Origin of the sequence: Streptomyces sp. NBC_01216, from assembly GCF_035994945.1 — a bacterium.
Lineage (GTDB): Bacteria > Actinomycetota > Actinomycetes > Streptomycetales > Streptomycetaceae > Streptomyces.
Map to the genome: position 1 here is coordinate 1,124,320 of NZ_CP108677.1, position 14,727 is coordinate 1,139,046.

General features: G+C 68.7%; 16 protein-coding genes and 2 pseudogenes. 13 read left to right on the forward strand and 5 right to left on the reverse strand.

What is annotated here, in order from left to right; genetic code table 11:
- Positions 1–14 precede the first annotated feature (14 nt).
- From OG393_RS04815 to OG393_RS04845, 7 genes and pseudogenes are all read left to right on the forward strand, one after another.
- Positions 15–1,715, forward strand: a complete 1,701-nt coding sequence (locus tag OG393_RS04815) for a BCCT family transporter (protein WP_327373326.1) — start codon at positions 15–17, stop codon at positions 1,713–1,715.
- Between the two features lie 70 nt (positions 1,716–1,785).
- The gene (locus tag OG393_RS04820) at positions 1,786–2,277 is read left to right on the forward strand and encodes an NUDIX hydrolase (protein ID WP_327373329.1); all 492 of its coding nucleotides are present in this window, start codon (positions 1,786–1,788) and stop codon (positions 2,275–2,277) included.
- Between the two features lie 69 nt (positions 2,278–2,346).
- A pseudogene (locus OG393_RS04825) lies at positions 2,347–2,681 on the forward strand (transposase); the annotation flags it as partial.
- On the forward strand, positions 2,679–3,437 hold the full coding sequence (locus OG393_RS04830; protein ID WP_327378312.1) for an IS3 family transposase: 759 nt from the start codon (positions 2,679–2,681) through the stop codon (positions 3,435–3,437). The pseudogene OG393_RS04825 and the gene OG393_RS04830, both read left to right, overlap by 3 nt.
- 73 nt (positions 3,438–3,510) lie before the next feature.
- Positions 3,511–3,645 carry a transposase gene (locus OG393_RS04835; protein WP_327373331.1) on the forward strand — a complete coding sequence of 45 codons (135 nt, stop codon included), beginning with the start codon at positions 3,511–3,513 and terminating at the stop codon, positions 3,643–3,645.
- Positions 3,646–3,853: 208 nt separating this feature from the next.
- Entirely contained in the window at positions 3,854–5,065 is a 1,212-nt protein-coding gene (locus tag OG393_RS04840) for an ISAs1 family transposase (protein WP_327373332.1), read from the forward strand.
- A gap of 10 nt (positions 5,066–5,075) precedes the next feature.
- Positions 5,076–5,954 (forward strand): annotated as a pseudogene (locus tag OG393_RS04845) (tyrosine-type recombinase/integrase); the annotation flags it as partial.
- Between the two features lie 177 nt (positions 5,955–6,131).
- On the opposite strand, the gene OG393_RS35410 reads toward OG393_RS04845, so the two are convergent.
- The 4 genes from OG393_RS35410 to OG393_RS04855 form a co-directional block, all read right to left on the reverse strand.
- Positions 6,132–6,653, reverse strand: coding sequence for a DUF4259 domain-containing protein (locus tag OG393_RS35410; protein ID WP_442817260.1), 522 nt, complete (start codon positions 6,651–6,653; stop codon positions 6,132–6,134).
- A 6-nt stretch (positions 6,654–6,659) separates the two neighbouring features.
- Entirely contained in the window at positions 6,660–7,001 is a 342-nt protein-coding gene (locus OG393_RS35415) for a GIY-YIG nuclease family protein (protein ID WP_442817261.1), read from the reverse strand.
- Positions 7,002–7,681: 680 nt separating this feature from the next.
- Positions 7,682–7,912, reverse strand: coding sequence for a DUF7848 domain-containing protein (locus OG393_RS04850; protein ID WP_327373333.1), 231 nt, complete (start codon positions 7,910–7,912; stop codon positions 7,682–7,684).
- Positions 7,909–8,106 carry a hypothetical protein gene (locus OG393_RS04855; protein ID WP_327373335.1) on the reverse strand — a complete coding sequence of 66 codons (198 nt, stop codon included), beginning with the start codon at positions 8,104–8,106 and terminating at the stop codon, positions 7,909–7,911. Before OG393_RS04855 ends, OG393_RS04850 begins: the two co-directional genes overlap by 4 nt.
- Positions 8,107–8,262: 156 nt before the next feature.
- On the opposite strand from OG393_RS04855, the gene OG393_RS04860 reads away from it, so the two are divergent.
- Positions 8,263–8,985 carry a GntR family transcriptional regulator gene (locus tag OG393_RS04860; RefSeq protein WP_327373336.1) on the forward strand — a complete coding sequence of 241 codons (723 nt, stop codon included), beginning with the start codon at positions 8,263–8,265 and terminating at the stop codon, positions 8,983–8,985.
- A 70-nt stretch (positions 8,986–9,055) separates the two neighbouring features.
- On the opposite strand, the gene OG393_RS04865 is transcribed toward OG393_RS04860, so the two are convergent.
- Positions 9,056–9,901: a GntR family transcriptional regulator gene (locus OG393_RS04865; protein ID WP_327373337.1), complete on the reverse strand. Its 846-nt coding sequence runs from the start codon at positions 9,899–9,901 to the stop codon at positions 9,056–9,058.
- Positions 9,902–10,161: 260 nt separating this feature from the next.
- Between OG393_RS04865 and OG393_RS04870 the strand changes: the two genes are divergently transcribed.
- The 5 genes from OG393_RS04870 to OG393_RS04890 all read left to right on the forward strand — a co-directional run bounded on the left by OG393_RS04870 (position 10,162) and on the right by OG393_RS04890 (position 14,655).
- Positions 10,162–10,488, forward strand: a complete 327-nt coding sequence (locus OG393_RS04870) for an SCO3933 family regulatory protein (protein WP_282697211.1) — start codon at positions 10,162–10,164, stop codon at positions 10,486–10,488.
- The gene (locus OG393_RS04875) at positions 10,488–11,810 is read left to right on the forward strand and encodes an FtsK/SpoIIIE domain-containing protein (protein ID WP_327373338.1); all 1,323 of its coding nucleotides are present in this window, start codon (positions 10,488–10,490) and stop codon (positions 11,808–11,810) included. The genes OG393_RS04870 and OG393_RS04875 overlap by 1 nt, the downstream gene beginning before the upstream one ends.
- A gap of 136 nt (positions 11,811–11,946) precedes the next feature.
- Positions 11,947–13,293 carry a replication initiator gene (locus OG393_RS04880; protein ID WP_327373339.1) on the forward strand — a complete coding sequence of 449 codons (1,347 nt, stop codon included), beginning with the start codon at positions 11,947–11,949 and terminating at the stop codon, positions 13,291–13,293.
- Positions 13,286–13,471, forward strand: a complete 186-nt coding sequence (locus OG393_RS04885) for a helix-turn-helix domain-containing protein (protein WP_125543060.1) — start codon at positions 13,286–13,288, stop codon at positions 13,469–13,471. The genes OG393_RS04880 and OG393_RS04885 overlap by 8 nt, the downstream gene beginning before the upstream one ends.
- The gene (locus OG393_RS04890; RefSeq protein WP_327373341.1) at positions 13,468–14,655 is read left to right on the forward strand and encodes a tyrosine-type recombinase/integrase; all 1,188 of its coding nucleotides are present in this window, start codon (positions 13,468–13,470) and stop codon (positions 14,653–14,655) included. The genes OG393_RS04885 and OG393_RS04890 overlap by 4 nt, the downstream gene beginning before the upstream one ends.
- The last annotated feature ends 72 nt before the right edge of the window (positions 14,656–14,727 follow it).

A 14,727-nucleotide genomic window follows, 5' to 3' on the forward strand; every position in this document is an offset into this window, starting at 1 on the left:
CATAGTGGGGCCACATGAGCACGGAACCGATCGATCAAACCCCACGAGAGCAGCCTTCCCCCGATCTCCAGATCATCGGGATCGGGGTGGCCGCCGTGGTCGCCGTCGTCGCCTGGGCGGCACTGGGCGAGGACTCCTTCGACCGAGCCTCGTCCACGGCACTGGACTGGGTCCTGAACAACTTCGCCTGGCTGTTCGTGGTCGCGGCGGATCTCTTCCTGGTGCTGTGCCTGGTCATCGCGACCAGCCGCTTCGGGCGTGTCCGTCTCGGCCCCGACGACTCGGAGCCCGAGTTCACCAACCTGGCGTGGATCGCGATGATGTTCAGCGGCGGCATGGGGATCGGCCTGATGTTCTACGGAGTGGGCGAGCCGCTCCAGCACTACATCGACCCGCCCCCGGCGAGCGGTGCGCCGCCGCAGTCCGGCGCGGCGGCGCGGGCGGCCATGGAGTACTCCTTCTTCCACTGGACGCTGACACCCTGGGCCATCTACGGCGTCGCGGGCCTCGCGCTGGCGTACGCGGGCTTCCGCAAGGGGCGGGGCAACCGCCTCAGCTCCGCCTTCGTCCCTCTGATCGGTGAGCGCCGGGCCGCCTCCTGGCCGGGCCGGGTGATCGACCTGCTCGCCGTGTTCGCCACCGTCTTCGGCACGGCGACCAGCCTGGGCCTGGGGGCGCTCCAGGTCGCCGAGGGGCTCAGCCTGACGGCCGGAATCGAGGACTCGACCGGCACCGAGCTGGTCATCATCGCGTCGCTGTCGGCGGCCTTCGTGCTCTCGGCGTTCTCCGGGCTGCACAAGGGCGTGAAGTGGCTGTCCACGGTGAACATCCTGCTGGCGGCCTGTCTGATGGTCTTCGTGTTCCTGCTGGGCCCGACCGTGTACATCCTGGACACCATCCCCGCCTCGATCGGCGGGTACCTGCACCAGCTGCTGCCGATGGCGAGCCGGACCGGCGCGTTCACGGACCGGGAGTGGCTGGGCGCGTGGACGATCTTCTACTGGGCGTGGTGGCTGTCCTGGGCGCCCTTCGTCGGAACGTTCATCGCCCGGATCTCGCGCGGCCGCACGATCCGGGAGTTCCTGATCGGGGTGCTGCTGGTGCCGTCCGGCGCGACGGTCGTCTGGTTCTGTGTGATGGGCGGCACGGCGATCCGGCTGGACTCGACCGGCGAGGCCGACCTGGCGACGGCCGTGCAGGACGGGCCGGAGGCGTCCCTGTTCGCCATGCTGGACGCGCTGCCGCTGGGCACCGTCACCTCGTACGTCGCGATGCTGCTGGTGATGACGTACTTCGTGACGAGCGCGGACTCGGCGTCGCTGGTGATGGGCTCGCTGACCAGCCGTGGGGCGCTGCATCCGCCGACCTGGCTGGTGGTGACCTGGGGCGTGCTGATGGCGTCCGTCGCGGCCGTGCTGCTGGTGGTGGGCGGGCTGAGCTCGCTGCAGACGGCGACGATCCTGGTGGCGCTGCCGTTCGTGGTGGTGATGCTTCTGCTGTGCTGGGCGCTCCTCAAGGAGCTGCGCGAGGACCCGGGCGCGGGGCCGGCCCGTCACCACGCGCTGCACGGCCTGGGGGACGCGGTACGGGCCGCCGTCGGCGAGGCGGTGACCGACCAGGGCGCCACCCGTCATCACCGGCTGCACCGCGCGGCGAAGGCGCGGACGCTGCCGGACACGACGGGCGGGAAGGACCGGCCGGAGGACGAGGAGTGAGAACGCGCCGACCGGCTCCGGTGCCGCGGGCACGGCGCCAGGCCGGGGACCACCCGGCTACGCTGACGCCATGACGACGACCGACTACGCCACGTACATCGCGAGTCTGCCCCGTGTCCTGGCCGCGGCCGCCACGCTGTTCCGGGACACCTCGGGCCGGGTCCTCGTCGTCGAACCGAACTACCGGGAGGGCTGGACTCTGCCCGGCGGCACGATCGAGTCCGACACGGGCGAGACACCCCGGCAGGGAGCCCGCCGGGAGACCGTGGAGGAGATCGGACTTGACCTCGCGCCCGGCCGTCTCCTCGCGGTCGACTGGGTGGAGGGCACCTCCCGTCCTCCGATGGTGGCCTACGTCTACGACGGCGGGGTGCTGTCCGAGGAGCGGCTCGGCACGATCCGGCTCCAGGAGGAGGAGCTGCTGTCCTGGAAGCTGATCGGGCACGACGAGGTCACCGCCCACCTCCCGGGAAGCCTGGGCCTGCGGGTCCTCGCCGCCCTGGACGCCCTGGCCGACGGCGGGGGCCCGGTCGAGCTGGAGAACGGCCGGGCGGCACACTGAGCCTTTTCCATCTTCAGTCTGAGTCGTTCCGGGTTCGGTAGGGACTCGATCATTTGAGAGGATCGAGTCATGGCACGTTCTTCCCAGTACCCGCTTGAGCTGCGCCGTCGTGCGGTGCGGAGGGTCGCCGAGGTGCGGCCGGATTACGACACCGAGTGGGCCGCGATGAAAGCGGTCGCCCAGAAGCTGGGCATCGGCACGACCGAGACGCTCCGCAAGTGGGTGAGGCAGGACCAGGTCGACTCCGGAGTGCGTCCTGGCGTGACCACCGAGGAATCGGCCGAGCTGAAGCGACTGAAAAAGGAGAACGCCGAGCTCAAGCGGGCGAACGAGATCCTGAAGGCGGCGGCGTCTTTCTTCGCGGCCGAGCTCGACCGGCCACACACACGCTCGTAGCGTTCATCGACGAGCACAAGGGCCGCTTCGGCGGCGTCGAGCCGATCTGCCGCGTGCTGACGATGCACGACTGCAAGATCGCCCCCTCCACCTACTACGCCCACCACCAACGCCAGGCCGCACAGTCCGCCAGGACCGTGCGGGACAGCGAGCTGAAAGAGCTGATCCAACACGTCTACGACACCAACTACCGCGTCTACGGGGCGAGGAAGATCTGGCGGGAGCTGAACCGTCAGGGCGTCACGGTGGCCCGCTGCACCGTCGAGCGCCTGATGCGGGCACTCGGCATCGCAGGAGCGGTCCGCGGCAGACGTGTGATCACCACGCTTCCCGGTGGCCAGGCCGACCGGGCCCCCGACCTTGCGGACCGGGACTTCGTCGCCGGCACCCCGAACCGCTGCTGGGTCGCGGACTTCACCCACGTGAAGACCTGGGCCGGCGTCGTCTACGTCGCCTTCGTCGTGGACACCTTCTCCCGCCGCATCGTCGGCTGGTCCGCAGCCACCGTGAAGGAGACGGTCTTCGTGCTGGACGCCCTGGAGATGGCGATCTGGCAGCGCGACCGCGACCAACACCCCGTTCAGCCCGGCGAGTTGATCCATCACTCGGACGCCGGGTCGCAGTACACGAGTTTCCGGCTCGCCGAGCACCTGGACGCGGCCGGCATCGCGGTCTCGATCGGCTCGGTCGGCGACGCGTATGACTGTCAGTCTTTTCGCACCGGATCCCGCAAGGATCGGGTAGTCCCGGCTGAGGCGGTCTGACTCTTGTGAAGCTTCCCCTTGATCGTGGACACCTGGAGACTGGGACCCGAGGTTCCAGAGGAAGTAGCACCAGGTGGGAAGTAAGTCCACGAAGCGGTACTCGGAGGAGTTCAAGCGGGACGCGATCGCGCTCGTGCGGTCGTCGGGCCGGACGGTGACCGAGGTCGCCCGGGAGCTCGGGATCAGCTCGGAGTCCCTGCGGGGCTGAGCGAAGAAGGCCCGCGCCGCCCAGGAGGCCGGATCGGGGCCGGCCGGGCGGGCCGGGCAGAGTGCCGCCGACCGGGACGCCAGGGCGTGCGCAAGTTCCCGGAATCCCCCAACTGACGTGAGGCTGCTGCGGGTTGGGGTGGATGACAGAGCGGACACGGGATCCGTGATCATTCAGGTGTCTAAGCCAAGTGATCAAGAAGGTTCCCGTGTCCGCTGTCTCATCTTCCCCGATCCCCTCCGTGTTGGCCAAGCTGGGTCCCCTCAACCCGGATGATGCAGCTGACCTGCGTGTCTTCCTGGAAACGGTGCCCGATCCGCGCTCGCGGCGGGGCCGCTGGTACTCGCTGACCTCGATCCTGCTGATCTGCGCGGCAGCCGCGCTCTCGGGAGCGAAGACCATCGACGAACTCGCCGAGTGGGGAGCCCGCGCCGACGCCGGGCTGCTCACCGGACTCGGGGTGCGCCGTCATCTCCTGAACTGGCGGCACGCGCCGTCCCGCTCAGCGATCGGGAGGGTCCTCGATCGCCTCGACGCCGACGCGCTCGACGCGGCCGTCAGTGCCTGGCTCGCACGCCGCCACGCGGACACGGCGGCTCCGGCCGGGCGGCGGGTGATCGCTGTGGACGGCAAGGCACTGCGCGGCTCCGCCCGCCTGGACCAGCCCCGCCGGCACCTGCTGTCCGCCGTCACCCACGGCCTCGCGGTCACCCTGGCCCAGGCCGAGGTCGGGTCCAAGACCAACGAGACCCGGCACTTCCAGTCCTTGCTCGCGCCCCTCGACCTGGACGGGGACGTGCTCACCTTCGACGCGCTGCACTCGGTGAAGGCCAACGTCACTTGGCTGGTGGAGACGAAGAACGCGCACTACGTTGCCGTGATCAAACCCAACCAGCCCACCGCCTGGACGCAGTTGGACGGCCTCGCCTGGAACGCCGTGAAGGTCCAGCACACCGCCTCGAACAAGGGGCACGGCCGCCGTGAGTCCCGCTCGATCAAGACCCTGGCCATCGCCGACAACCTCGGCGGAATCGCCTTCCCCTACGCGAAGCTCGCCATCCGCGTCCACCGCCGCCGCAAAGCCACCGGCATGAAGGAGACCCGCGAGACCGTCTACGCGGTCACCAGCCTCGACGCCCACGAGACGAAACCCGCAGACCTCTCCTCCCACCTGCGCGGACACTGGACCGTGGAGGCCCAGCACCACATCCGCGACCGAACCTTCGCCGAAGACGCCTCCACCGTCCACTCCGGCAACGCACCCCGCGCCATGGCCACCTTCCGCAACCTCGCTGTCGGCGCCCTCAAAACCCTCGGAGCGACCAATATCGCCAAGACCACCCGCGCCATCCGCGACCAACCAGAACGAGCCCTCCTCATCCTGGGCATCACCCCCAAGCACGACCTCAACGGAACTTGATCAAGCCCTGCTCCGCACCACCTGCCAGTGCTGCACCCAAGGGCTGGACATCGAACGGAAGCAGTGCTGTGCGGTCGGCGAGTGCTGCCAGAAGCAGCTGTCCGCTTCGACCGTGGCCTACGTGCACTCGGTGCTCAAGTCGGCACTGGAACACGCCGTCCGCGAAGACGAGCTGCCGCGCAACGTCGCCCGCAACGTCAAGACCACCACGCACCAGCCCAGGCGCTTCCGTCCGCTCACAGCGGCAGAGGCCCGTCAGTTCCTCGACGCGGCCCGCGCCGATCGGCTCCACGCGCTGTACGAACTCGCCCTCCGCACCGGACTCCGCAAAGGCGAACTCCTGGGCCTCCACTGGGACGACCTCGACCTCAGCACCGGAACGGCCAGCATCCGCCGCTCACTCCAGCGCACCCGCACCGGCGGCATCACCCATCTCCCCACCAAGACCCGGGCGTCCGAACGCCGCATCGCACTCCCGACCGAATGCCTCCACTCCCTCAAGGAGCACAAACAGCAGCAGGACAAGGAGCGCGGGACAGCAGGGCCAGCCTGGCAGGACAGCGGCCTCGTCTTCACCACCCCTACCGGCCGGCCTCTCGACCCGGCCAACCTCACCCGCCACTTCCGCAGCTTCCTCAACCGAGCCGGACTCCGCCGCATCCGCTTCCACGACCTCCGCCACTCGACCGCCACCCTGCTCCTGGAACAAGGCGTCGACCTCGCCGTCATCAAGGAACTCCTCGGCCACGCCCACATCGGCGTCACCGCCGGCGTCTACGCCCACGTCCGACTCCGCCTCCAACGCCAAGCCATCGACACCCTCAGCAACGCGCTCAGCCCCGCCGGCAACGACCCCGACAACCCACCCGCCACAGCCGTCGTCCGCTGACGTTGCCGTCACCGTTGCCGTCAAACGACCCGAGGGTCCCCTCCACGCAGAAGCGCGGAGGGGACCCTCGCATTTGCCGGGCTATCGAATTCTCCATGATCAGATGACGTGAAGACGTCACGACTCACGCCTTCATGACCCTTCATTCAGTCGATTCAGATAGCCACCTTGAAGGTATCACCAAAGGCCTTCCTGGATGGATTCATCCTCATGCGCAGCTCGTCTAGCCCTCTGTGGCCCTTGCTTTTGACCTTCGGCGCCTGGAGCGGAGAGGGGAGCCTTTGCCGCACTTTCTCTGTCAAGCACTGCTTTCAGCCTTCGGAGCATTGCAAGCCATTCAGTGCCTTCCTCCTCCACGCTCCAGTCGTCCCGCAAGTCATTGCTTGTGACGAGTAGGCGAGAAATCGCTTCGAGCGCCAGGGGTACCAGCTCTTTCGGAATCTGCGGAATCTCACCATTCGGCCCCCACGTCGCAGATTGAAATTCATCGCCACCCTCAACCCCTCGGACTGTCAACGCAGCGGCAGCGATTGCCAGCTCCGCTCTTCCGCCATCGATATGCGGGCTGCCGTCGCCCGCCACCGAGGCAAGGGCAGCTCGGATCGCCTGAATCCGCCTAGACAGCGGAGTGGCATCCAAATCGCCAGCAAAGTCCGCGGCGCCATCGTTATCGAATGGCCCGTATCCCCATTTCCCCATATCGCCCTACTCGAACGGGAGCTCAGGCTGAGTCGCCTGGCGCTTGTTGTAGAGGTTTCGACCAAACCCCTCAATGCCACTACTGAGCTTAAAGCCCATTTTTTCGAACTGAACCTTCATGATGTGCTCTCGGATTCTGAGAGCGTTGTCATCTCCGCACACATGGATGCAAATGACAGGCCCATCCTTGTCTCGCCTGCCCAAGTCTGCGTGCCTGTTCAGTCGAACGTTAAAGTTGTTGGTCTTGCCGATATAAACGTGACCAGGCTTCGACTTGTCGTCGAATATGTAGACGCCTTGATTCTTGTTGCAATTGTGGACCAGGACCGGCGTGGCCCCCGCCAGCACATAGTACGTGTGCTCGCCGGGCGGGCGTCACCTGCATTTTCGCTGGTCAGCGAATTCCGGCCTGTCCGTGGGTATGCATGGAAGTGCCGTGCTGTGCGCCTCTGTTGCCGTCGGCGTTGCCGTCAGACGGCTACGCACATGAGGGCGGTGGAGTGGGCTTTGGCCGGTGTCCTGCCCGGGTTGGGGTCGGGCATGGTCAGGGGGCCGTACGCTGGCCCGGCAACTCGGGCAGGCTTTGGACCTGCCCGGAATTTGAACGAGTGGCCCCCTGGCCATGCCCGACGCGGGCCCCGGCCCGGGGAGGTGGGTAAAGCCCACGGAGCCGACCGGCCCCACCCCCGGGCCTACGCCCCGGCCAACCCCCCGCCGTCGCTTCACCGTCGGCCTGGCGCTCGCCGTGCTGGCGCGTCCGGCTTTCTCCGCGCTTCCGTTCGTCCGCTGTGCTGTCTTTGCGCGGCCTGGTCGCTGGCCGGCCCGCGGTGGCGGAGCCGAGAGCGGGCCGGGTGGGCGGCCGTGCCGCGCGCGACCCGCGTCAGCGGGTCGCCTTGAAGACGTAGAGAAAGTTTGGACGCATCCCGCTTCGGGGTACGCCGTGGTCGGTTGCCGAGCGTCCGGCTGGCTGCTGACCTGGGGCGATGGTCTGCGGGTTGTGGGTCCTGTTCAGGCTGGCGGTGGTGGTTCTACTCGGCTCGGGTGACCTTGGCGTGGTCGGTGAAGACGCGTCTGAAGAGGTCGTGGCCGGTGCGTCCGGTGTGGCGGAGTGCCCAGTCCTGTGCGGCTTCTTGCCCGTCGTGGGGGCCGGATTCGGCTCCGCATCCAGCGGTGACGCAGAACGCCTCGTAGGTGATGCCGCCTTCGGGTGCGTGACGAATGGTGTGGGGGATGTGCCGGTAGACGGTGCGGGGGCTCACTGGTGGCCCTCCGGGTGGCGTCGCATGTGGACGTTGCAGTCGCTGACGGTGGTCATGTCTCCGACCACGCGGGCCCGGTCGCGTACGTTGGCCAGCTCCGCGCACCCCGCACAGCCCTCGACGGGTACCGGCTCCAGCTTTAGGCGCAAGGGGAGTTCGACCGGCTGGGTGGAGTACCTGGTCGGCTCCGTCACTGCACATCGCCACCTCTCGAACGTCACATGGCCGACCTCTTGACAGGTCGGTGCTCTAGTTCAGTATTCGAGTGGCCGAAGCACTCCCGCTACGGTTCGCAGTGCACTAGTGTGCCCTCACTGACATCACGTCAACTCAACGGAGGGGCACGCCTTATGCCCAGTCCCAAGACGTTCACGAAGATCGCGGATCACTTCCGGGAGCGAATCCTGTCGGGAGAGCTTGAGCCGGGCGCCAAGCTGCCGACGAACCGGGAGATCGCCGGCCAGTGGCAGGCTGCGGCCGCCACGGTCTCCCGCGCCTTGCAGGCTCTCCAGGTGGAGAACTTCATCCGCACCACCCCCAGGGGTACCTACGTCGCCGATGACCCGCGTTGGACGCTGTCGGCGCGGGACCGGCTGGCCCGGGTCCAGCGGGTGAAGTCGTTCCTGGCCGAGGGCGAGACGAGCCGGGTGACGGCCGCCGAGCTGATCATCCCACCGCTGTACGTGGCGGAGATCTTCGACCTGGAGGCCGGGGACCAAGTGGTGCGGCGCGAGTGGCTGGCCGGGCGGGGCAAGACCCGGACCGTGTTCGCCGTGACCTGGTACCCGGCCCCGTTCGCCGCCCTCGTGCCGGACCTGCTGAACACCGCCCCGGGCCGCAATCACGGACTGTCCGCCCGAGTACTGGAAGCCACCGGGCGCACGATCACCCACGCCCGCGACGACATGCACGCCCGCTCCGCCGACGCCCGCGAGGCGAGCGCCTTGGGCCTGCCGGTCGGCTCCCCGATCCTGGCCGGTGCCCACCGCTGGTCGGACGCGGAAGGGATCATCGAGTACGGGGAGTGGTGTCTGCCGCCCCGGTTCACCATCGGCTACGAGTACCAGCCCTGACCGATCCACGCGAAGCGTCCCCGAATGCCAGCCTGCGGCCTTCGGGGACGCCGTCGTTCACGTATCTGCCTCAGTTAGCGCCGCGGCCTTCGAGGCGTTCGACACGCTCCTCAAGCTCCTCGATCCGCTCCAGGGCTCGTTCCAGCTTGTAGGCCAGATCAGCCACTCCGGCCACCGCCGGGAACTCCTTCTGCTGGGCAGTCGGCCCTTCGTCCGGCTCGTCCACCGGCTGCACCGCTACCGGTACCTCCGTACCGAACTCGCCTCCCACGACGACATACGCCATCGACCCGTTGCGCTGGTGGGCCTTCTTCATCCTGCCCTCCAGGGTGAGGAAGGTGAGGGCCTGGTCGGCGGATTCCGGGTCGCCGCCGATCGTGTCGACCACGTCGTCCACGGTGACCGTGGCGCCCCTGGCGAGTGAGCCATCTCTGATCTTGTGGACCAGGCGGCCATGAGTGAGCTGGGTGGCGAAGCCGTGGTCGTCCCAGTCGCGTACGTAGACCTCGTCGCCGGGCAGTTCGCCGGGGTAGCGCAGGAGGAAATTGCCGGCCAGCAGGGCGATGGCGTTGGTGACCACGTTGAGCGGCACCGCGTAGTGCTCCGCCAGGACCTCGCGCGCGGGCAGCCTGGCCCCGGGTGCCAGGCCGCCGGAGTAGATCTGCTGGGTGAGATCGCCTGCGACCTTCTCGAAGGCGTCCTCGAAGTCGGCCGAGCGCGTGACGAATGTGCCGCGCCCCTGGCGGGCGATGACCCAGCCCTCGTTCCTGAGCAGCCGGATCGCCTTCTGCACGGTCAGGCTCGATGCCTTGTAGGTCTGCATGAGCTGGCTCTGGGTCGGCAGGAGCTGGCCGGGCCGTAGTTCGCCGTCCCGGATCTGCTGCCGCAGGTCGTCCGCGATGCGTTCGAACGTCAAGCGCGCTTCGTCAGCAGCAGCCATGCCCATCCCCGGTCCGAGTCCGATTCCATCCGCCGCGGGCCGCCCCGCTGCCTGTCGTGTTTCACCAGCTCAGCGGCCTCACGGGGTCAGCGTAGCCGCCGTATGGATGGACCACCGCACGAACGGATGGAACTCAATGGGAATGGACTTTGGATGGAATGAAGATAGGGTTGCGGCACGCGATCACCCACACGGGTGACTCGCACCCCTCTACCTGGAGGTTTGCCGTGAAGACCATGCCCATCGACCAGACCCCGGCCCTGGTGATCCTGGCCTCCGAGTCCCGCCAGCGGTTCAAGGACCGCGACGGCCAGCAGCCCGCGATCGACCGGGCCACCGGCGCCCACCTGCACCTGGTGGACGTGATGTTCGCCTTCAACGGCCGCGCCGAAGTGATCACCGTGAACGTCCCCGAGCCGGGTCTCGGCAAGGGCCTGAAGGTCGGCATGCCCGTCGTCTTCACCGGCCTGGTCGCCACGGCCTGGGAGAACGAGATCAACGGCAAGGACCGGCACGGCATCTCCCTGCGCGCCGACGCCGTCACCGCCAAGGCAGGCGCCTGATGATCGGCAACCCCCTCGGGCTCGCGTTCCTCGCCGTGGTCGGCCTCGGCCTGCTCGGACTGCTGGGCTGGGCCTCGTTCTGCTTCGCCCGCTGGTACCGGGCCGACGCCGAGACCCGGATCAGCCTGCGGCAGGCGCGGCGGCTGCGGTGGGGCTGGAAGCGGCTCGCCCCGATGCTCGGCCTGGCAGTCAAGGACGCCACTCCCACCGTGCTCCAGCAGTTCGGGCCGCAGGAGCAACAGCCGCAGGTGCTGGTGCCGCGTTTGCGCACCCGTGCCGACGCCTTCGGCGTCACCGTCACCGCCGATGCCCTGCCGCAGGTCGGGCTGAGCGCCTGGCAGGACGCCAGCGAGGGCCTGTGCGACGCCTGGGGAATGCGCCGCATCCGGATCAGCCAGCCCAAGCCCGGAGTGATCGTCGCGCGTGGGTTCCGGCGTGAGCCGCTGGAGGCGGTGATCCGCTCACCGCTGCTCGGTCCTGATGGCTCCCCGGTGTGCCGACCGGGTCAGTTCGTCTCCACCGATGACGTGCTGCTCGGCTGGGACGAGGACGGCACCCCTATCGTGCTCAACCTCGCATACTCCGCGCACGCCCTGGTCGCCGGCCTCACCCGCTCCGGCAAGTCGATCACCGTCAACACCCTGCTCGCCTACGCCTCGCTCATGCGGGATGTGCGTCTGATCGTGATCGACCCCAACCTCGGAGCTGTCGCGCCCTGGTGGCGTACCGCCTACAAGGTCTCCGACGCCATCCACCCCGAGGAGCCGACCGAGATCCTGCGCTGGGTACGCGAGGAGATGCAGCGCCGTGAGCGGCTGTTCTGGTCCGGTCGCACTGACCGCATCACCGACTTCAGCCCCGAGCTGCCGCTGCTGCTCGTGGTGATCGACGAGGTCGCGAACTACACCCGGCACCCGGACCGCAAGGCCCGCGAACGCTTCGAGGCCGAGCTGCTCGCCATCGCCAGCCAGGGCGCCAAGTTCGGCATCCGGCTGTGGCTGCTCACCCAGAAACCCTCCGCCGACGTGCTCACCACCGCCGTGCGCACCAACCTGTCCGCCCGGATCTGCCACCGCGTCGACACCGTCGAGGACTTCCTGCACCTCTTCCCCGACGGCCGGGAACTGGACATCACCGCCGCCGACCGCACCATGCCCCAGGGCGTGTCCATCGCCTCCGTCGGCGACATGCGCACCCCCGTCCGGCTGCGCTCGGTCTACCTGCCCACCGAAGCCTGCTGGCAGATCAACGACCTCATGTGCGCCGAAGGGTTCAAGGTCCGCGACCTGCCCGACCACATCGACCTGGACAAGGCCGCGTGACCGCCGCCTCCTGGTCCTGCTTCGCAGTGATCCCCGGCAAGGGCGTGTAGTCGCCAAACCCTCGCCCCTGCCGGGGCCTCCCTCCCATCCCTCCACGGCACACGCGTGTGCCGCAGCGCAGAGAGGTCCCGCCAGCATGCCACCGCACGACCCCACCACCACAATCCCCCGCCCCGAACCCGCCACGGCCGCGCTGCCCACATTCACCGGGTACCGGAACCTGCTCGGCCTGGTACGGCAACTGTCCTCCCTTGGTGGCTGCGCCCAGCCGATCCGGCTCGAAGGCCACCGCACCGAGATCGACGCCCTCACCGGCGAGATCCTGCGCGAAGTGAAGTCCGAGGAACTGCCCGCCGGGCATCTCCTGGTCCGCTGCGGCAACCGCCGCACCACCCGCTGCCCCTCCTGCGCAGAGCTCTACCGCCAGGACACGTACCACCTCATCGCCGCCGGCCTGCGCGGCGGCAAGAACATCCCCGAACAGGTCGCCACCCATCCCCGTGTCTTCGCCACCCTCACCGCACCGTCATACGGACCCGTGCACGGGCGACGCGTGGGCGGCTCCGCCCGCTGCCGTTGCGGACGCACCCACACCAAGGGCGACCCGCTCCTCGGCACCGCGCTCGACCCCGAACGCTACGACTACACCGGCGCCGTGCTGTGGAACGCCCATGCCCCGTCCCTGTGGGCCCGCTTCATGCTCCACCTGCGTCGCACCATCGCCGCCGCAGCTGGTGTCCCTCAGCGGCTGCTCTCCAAGGTCGTCCGGGTCTCGTACGCCAAGGTCGCCGAGTACCAGCAGCGCGGACTGATTCACTTCCACGCCGTGATCCGCCTCGACGGCCCCGCAGGCCCGTACACCCCGCCGCCCGCCTGGGCCACACCCGACCTGCTGGCCGATGCCATTCGGATCTCGGCCACCCGCGCCCACATCGACGGGCCGAAGATCAACGGCCGCTCCCGCGCCTTCGTCTTCGGCGAGCAGATCGACACCAGGATCATCCGGTCCACCGCCTTCCAGGGCGGGACCACGATCACCGAGGGCAAGGTCGCCGGATACGTCGCCAAGTACGCCACCAAGGGCACCGAAGCCGCGACCGGCACCCTCGACCACCGGCTGAAGAGGATCACCGACCTCTGGTTCGAGTCCGTGCCCGAGCACGCCGCCCGCATGATCCGCACCGCCTGGACCCTCGGCGCCCGCGACGACCTCAAGCACCTGAACCTGCGCAAGTGGGCCCACATGCTCGGCTTCCGCGGCCACTTCTCCACCAAGACCCGCGCCTACTCCACCACCCTCGGCACCCTCCGCGACGCCCGAGCCGCCTGGCACCGCCGCCACACCCCTCCGCCCTCCCCGACCACCCTCGTCCTCGCCCACTGGGCCTACGACGGCACCGGCCTCACCCCCGACCTCGAACGCCTCGCCACCCTCATCAACGGCGGCCCGACACGAGCAGAGGCGGTGACAGCCGATGCGTGACGACGAACTCCTCACCGTCCCCGAGGCCATGGCCCGCCTCAAGATCGGCCGCTCCGCCCTCTACGACCTCCTGCGCACCCGCCGCCTGGCCTCGCTGACCATCGGCCGTGCCCGCCGCATCCCCGCCCACGCCCTCGCTGACTACGTCCAGCGCCACCTGGAAGAGGCCGCCCGATGACCGCCCCCAAGCGCAAGAAGGCCCGCGCCAATGGCGAAGGCACGATCTACCAGCGCCAGGACGGCCGCTGGGAAGCCGCCGGCTACGTCCTCGCCGCCGACGGCACCCGCAAACGCGTCCGCGTCTACGGCACCACCCGCAAGCACGCGGCCGACAAGCTCGCCGAGAAGATCGCCGACAGCAACCGCGGGCTGCCGGTCGCCACTGCCGACAGCACGCTCGGCGACTACCTGACGTACTGGCTCAGCAGTGTCGCCGTTCACCGGCTCCGCGAGAACACTCACACCCGCTATGCCGCCTGCGTCCGCCTCCACCTCATCCCCGGCCTTGGCACCAAGAAAGTCGCGCGGCTCACCGCCAAGGACGTCCGCACCTTCCTCGACCGGCTCCGCACCACCTGCCAGTGCTGCACCCAGGGGCTGGACACCGAACGGCAGAAGTGCTGTGCGGTCGGCGAGTGCTGCCAGAAACGGCTGTCCACTCTGACCGTGACCTACGTGCACTCGGTGCTCAAGTCGGCACTGGAACACGCCGTTCGCGAGGACGAGCTGCCCCGCAACATCGCCCGCAACGTCAAGACCACCACGCACCAGCCCAGGCGCTTCCGGCCCCTCACAGCGGTCGAGGCCCGCCAGTTCCTCGACGCGGCCCGCGCCGACCGGCTCCACGCGCTGTACGAACTCGCCCTCCGCACCGGCCTCCGCAAAGGCGAACTCCTCGGCCTCCACTGGGAAGACCTCGACCTCACCACCGGAACGGCCAGCATCCGGCGCTCACTACAGCGCACCCGCACCGGCGGCCTCACCCACCTGCCCACCAAGACCCGGGCGTCCGAGCGCCGCATCGCCCTCCCCACGGAATGCCTCCACTCCCTCAAGGAGCACCAGGAACGACAGGACGAGGAACACGAAGCGGCAGGACCAGCCTGGCAAGACAGCGGCCTCGTCTTCACTACGCCCACCGGACGGCCTCTCGACCCGGCCAACCTCACCCGCCGCTTCCGCAGCTTCCTCGACCGGGCCGGACTCCGCCGCATCCGCTTCCACGACCTCCGCCACTCGACCGCCACCCTGCTCCTGGAGCAGGGAGTCGACCTCGTCGTGATCAAGGAACTCCTCGGCCACGCCCTCGGCCCCACCGACGACGACCCCGACGATCCGCCCGCCGCAGCCGTCGTCCGCTGACGTTGCCGTCGGCGTTGCCGTCAAGACGCCAAGAGGCCGCCATCGGGATTAGCCAATGGCGGCCTCTTGGCT

Coding starts and splice junctions, on each gene's coding strand:
- OG393_RS04815 (WP_327373326.1), top strand. CDS start 15: ATGAGCACGGAACCGATCGATCAAACCCCACGAGAGCAGCCTTCCCCC.
- OG393_RS04820 (WP_327373329.1), top strand. CDS start 1,786: ATGACGACGACCGACTACGCCACGTACATCGCGAGTCTGCCCCGTGTC.
- OG393_RS35410 (WP_442817260.1), bottom strand. CDS start 6,653: ATGGGGAAATGGGGATACGGGCCATTCGATAACGATGGCGCCGCGGAC.
- OG393_RS04860 (WP_327373336.1), top strand. CDS start 8,263: ATGCCCAGTCCCAAGACGTTCACGAAGATCGCGGATCACTTCCGGGAG.
- OG393_RS04870 (WP_282697211.1), top strand. CDS start 10,162: ATGCCCATCGACCAGACCCCGGCCCTGGTGATCCTGGCCTCCGAGTCC.
- OG393_RS04875 (WP_327373338.1), top strand. CDS start 10,488: ATGATCGGCAACCCCCTCGGGCTCGCGTTCCTCGCCGTGGTCGGCCTC.
- OG393_RS04880 (WP_327373339.1), top strand. CDS start 11,947: ATGCCACCGCACGACCCCACCACCACAATCCCCCGCCCCGAACCCGCC.
- OG393_RS04885 (WP_125543060.1), top strand. CDS start 13,286: ATGCGTGACGACGAACTCCTCACCGTCCCCGAGGCCATGGCCCGCCTC.
- OG393_RS04890 (WP_327373341.1), top strand. CDS start 13,468: ATGACCGCCCCCAAGCGCAAGAAGGCCCGCGCCAATGGCGAAGGCACG.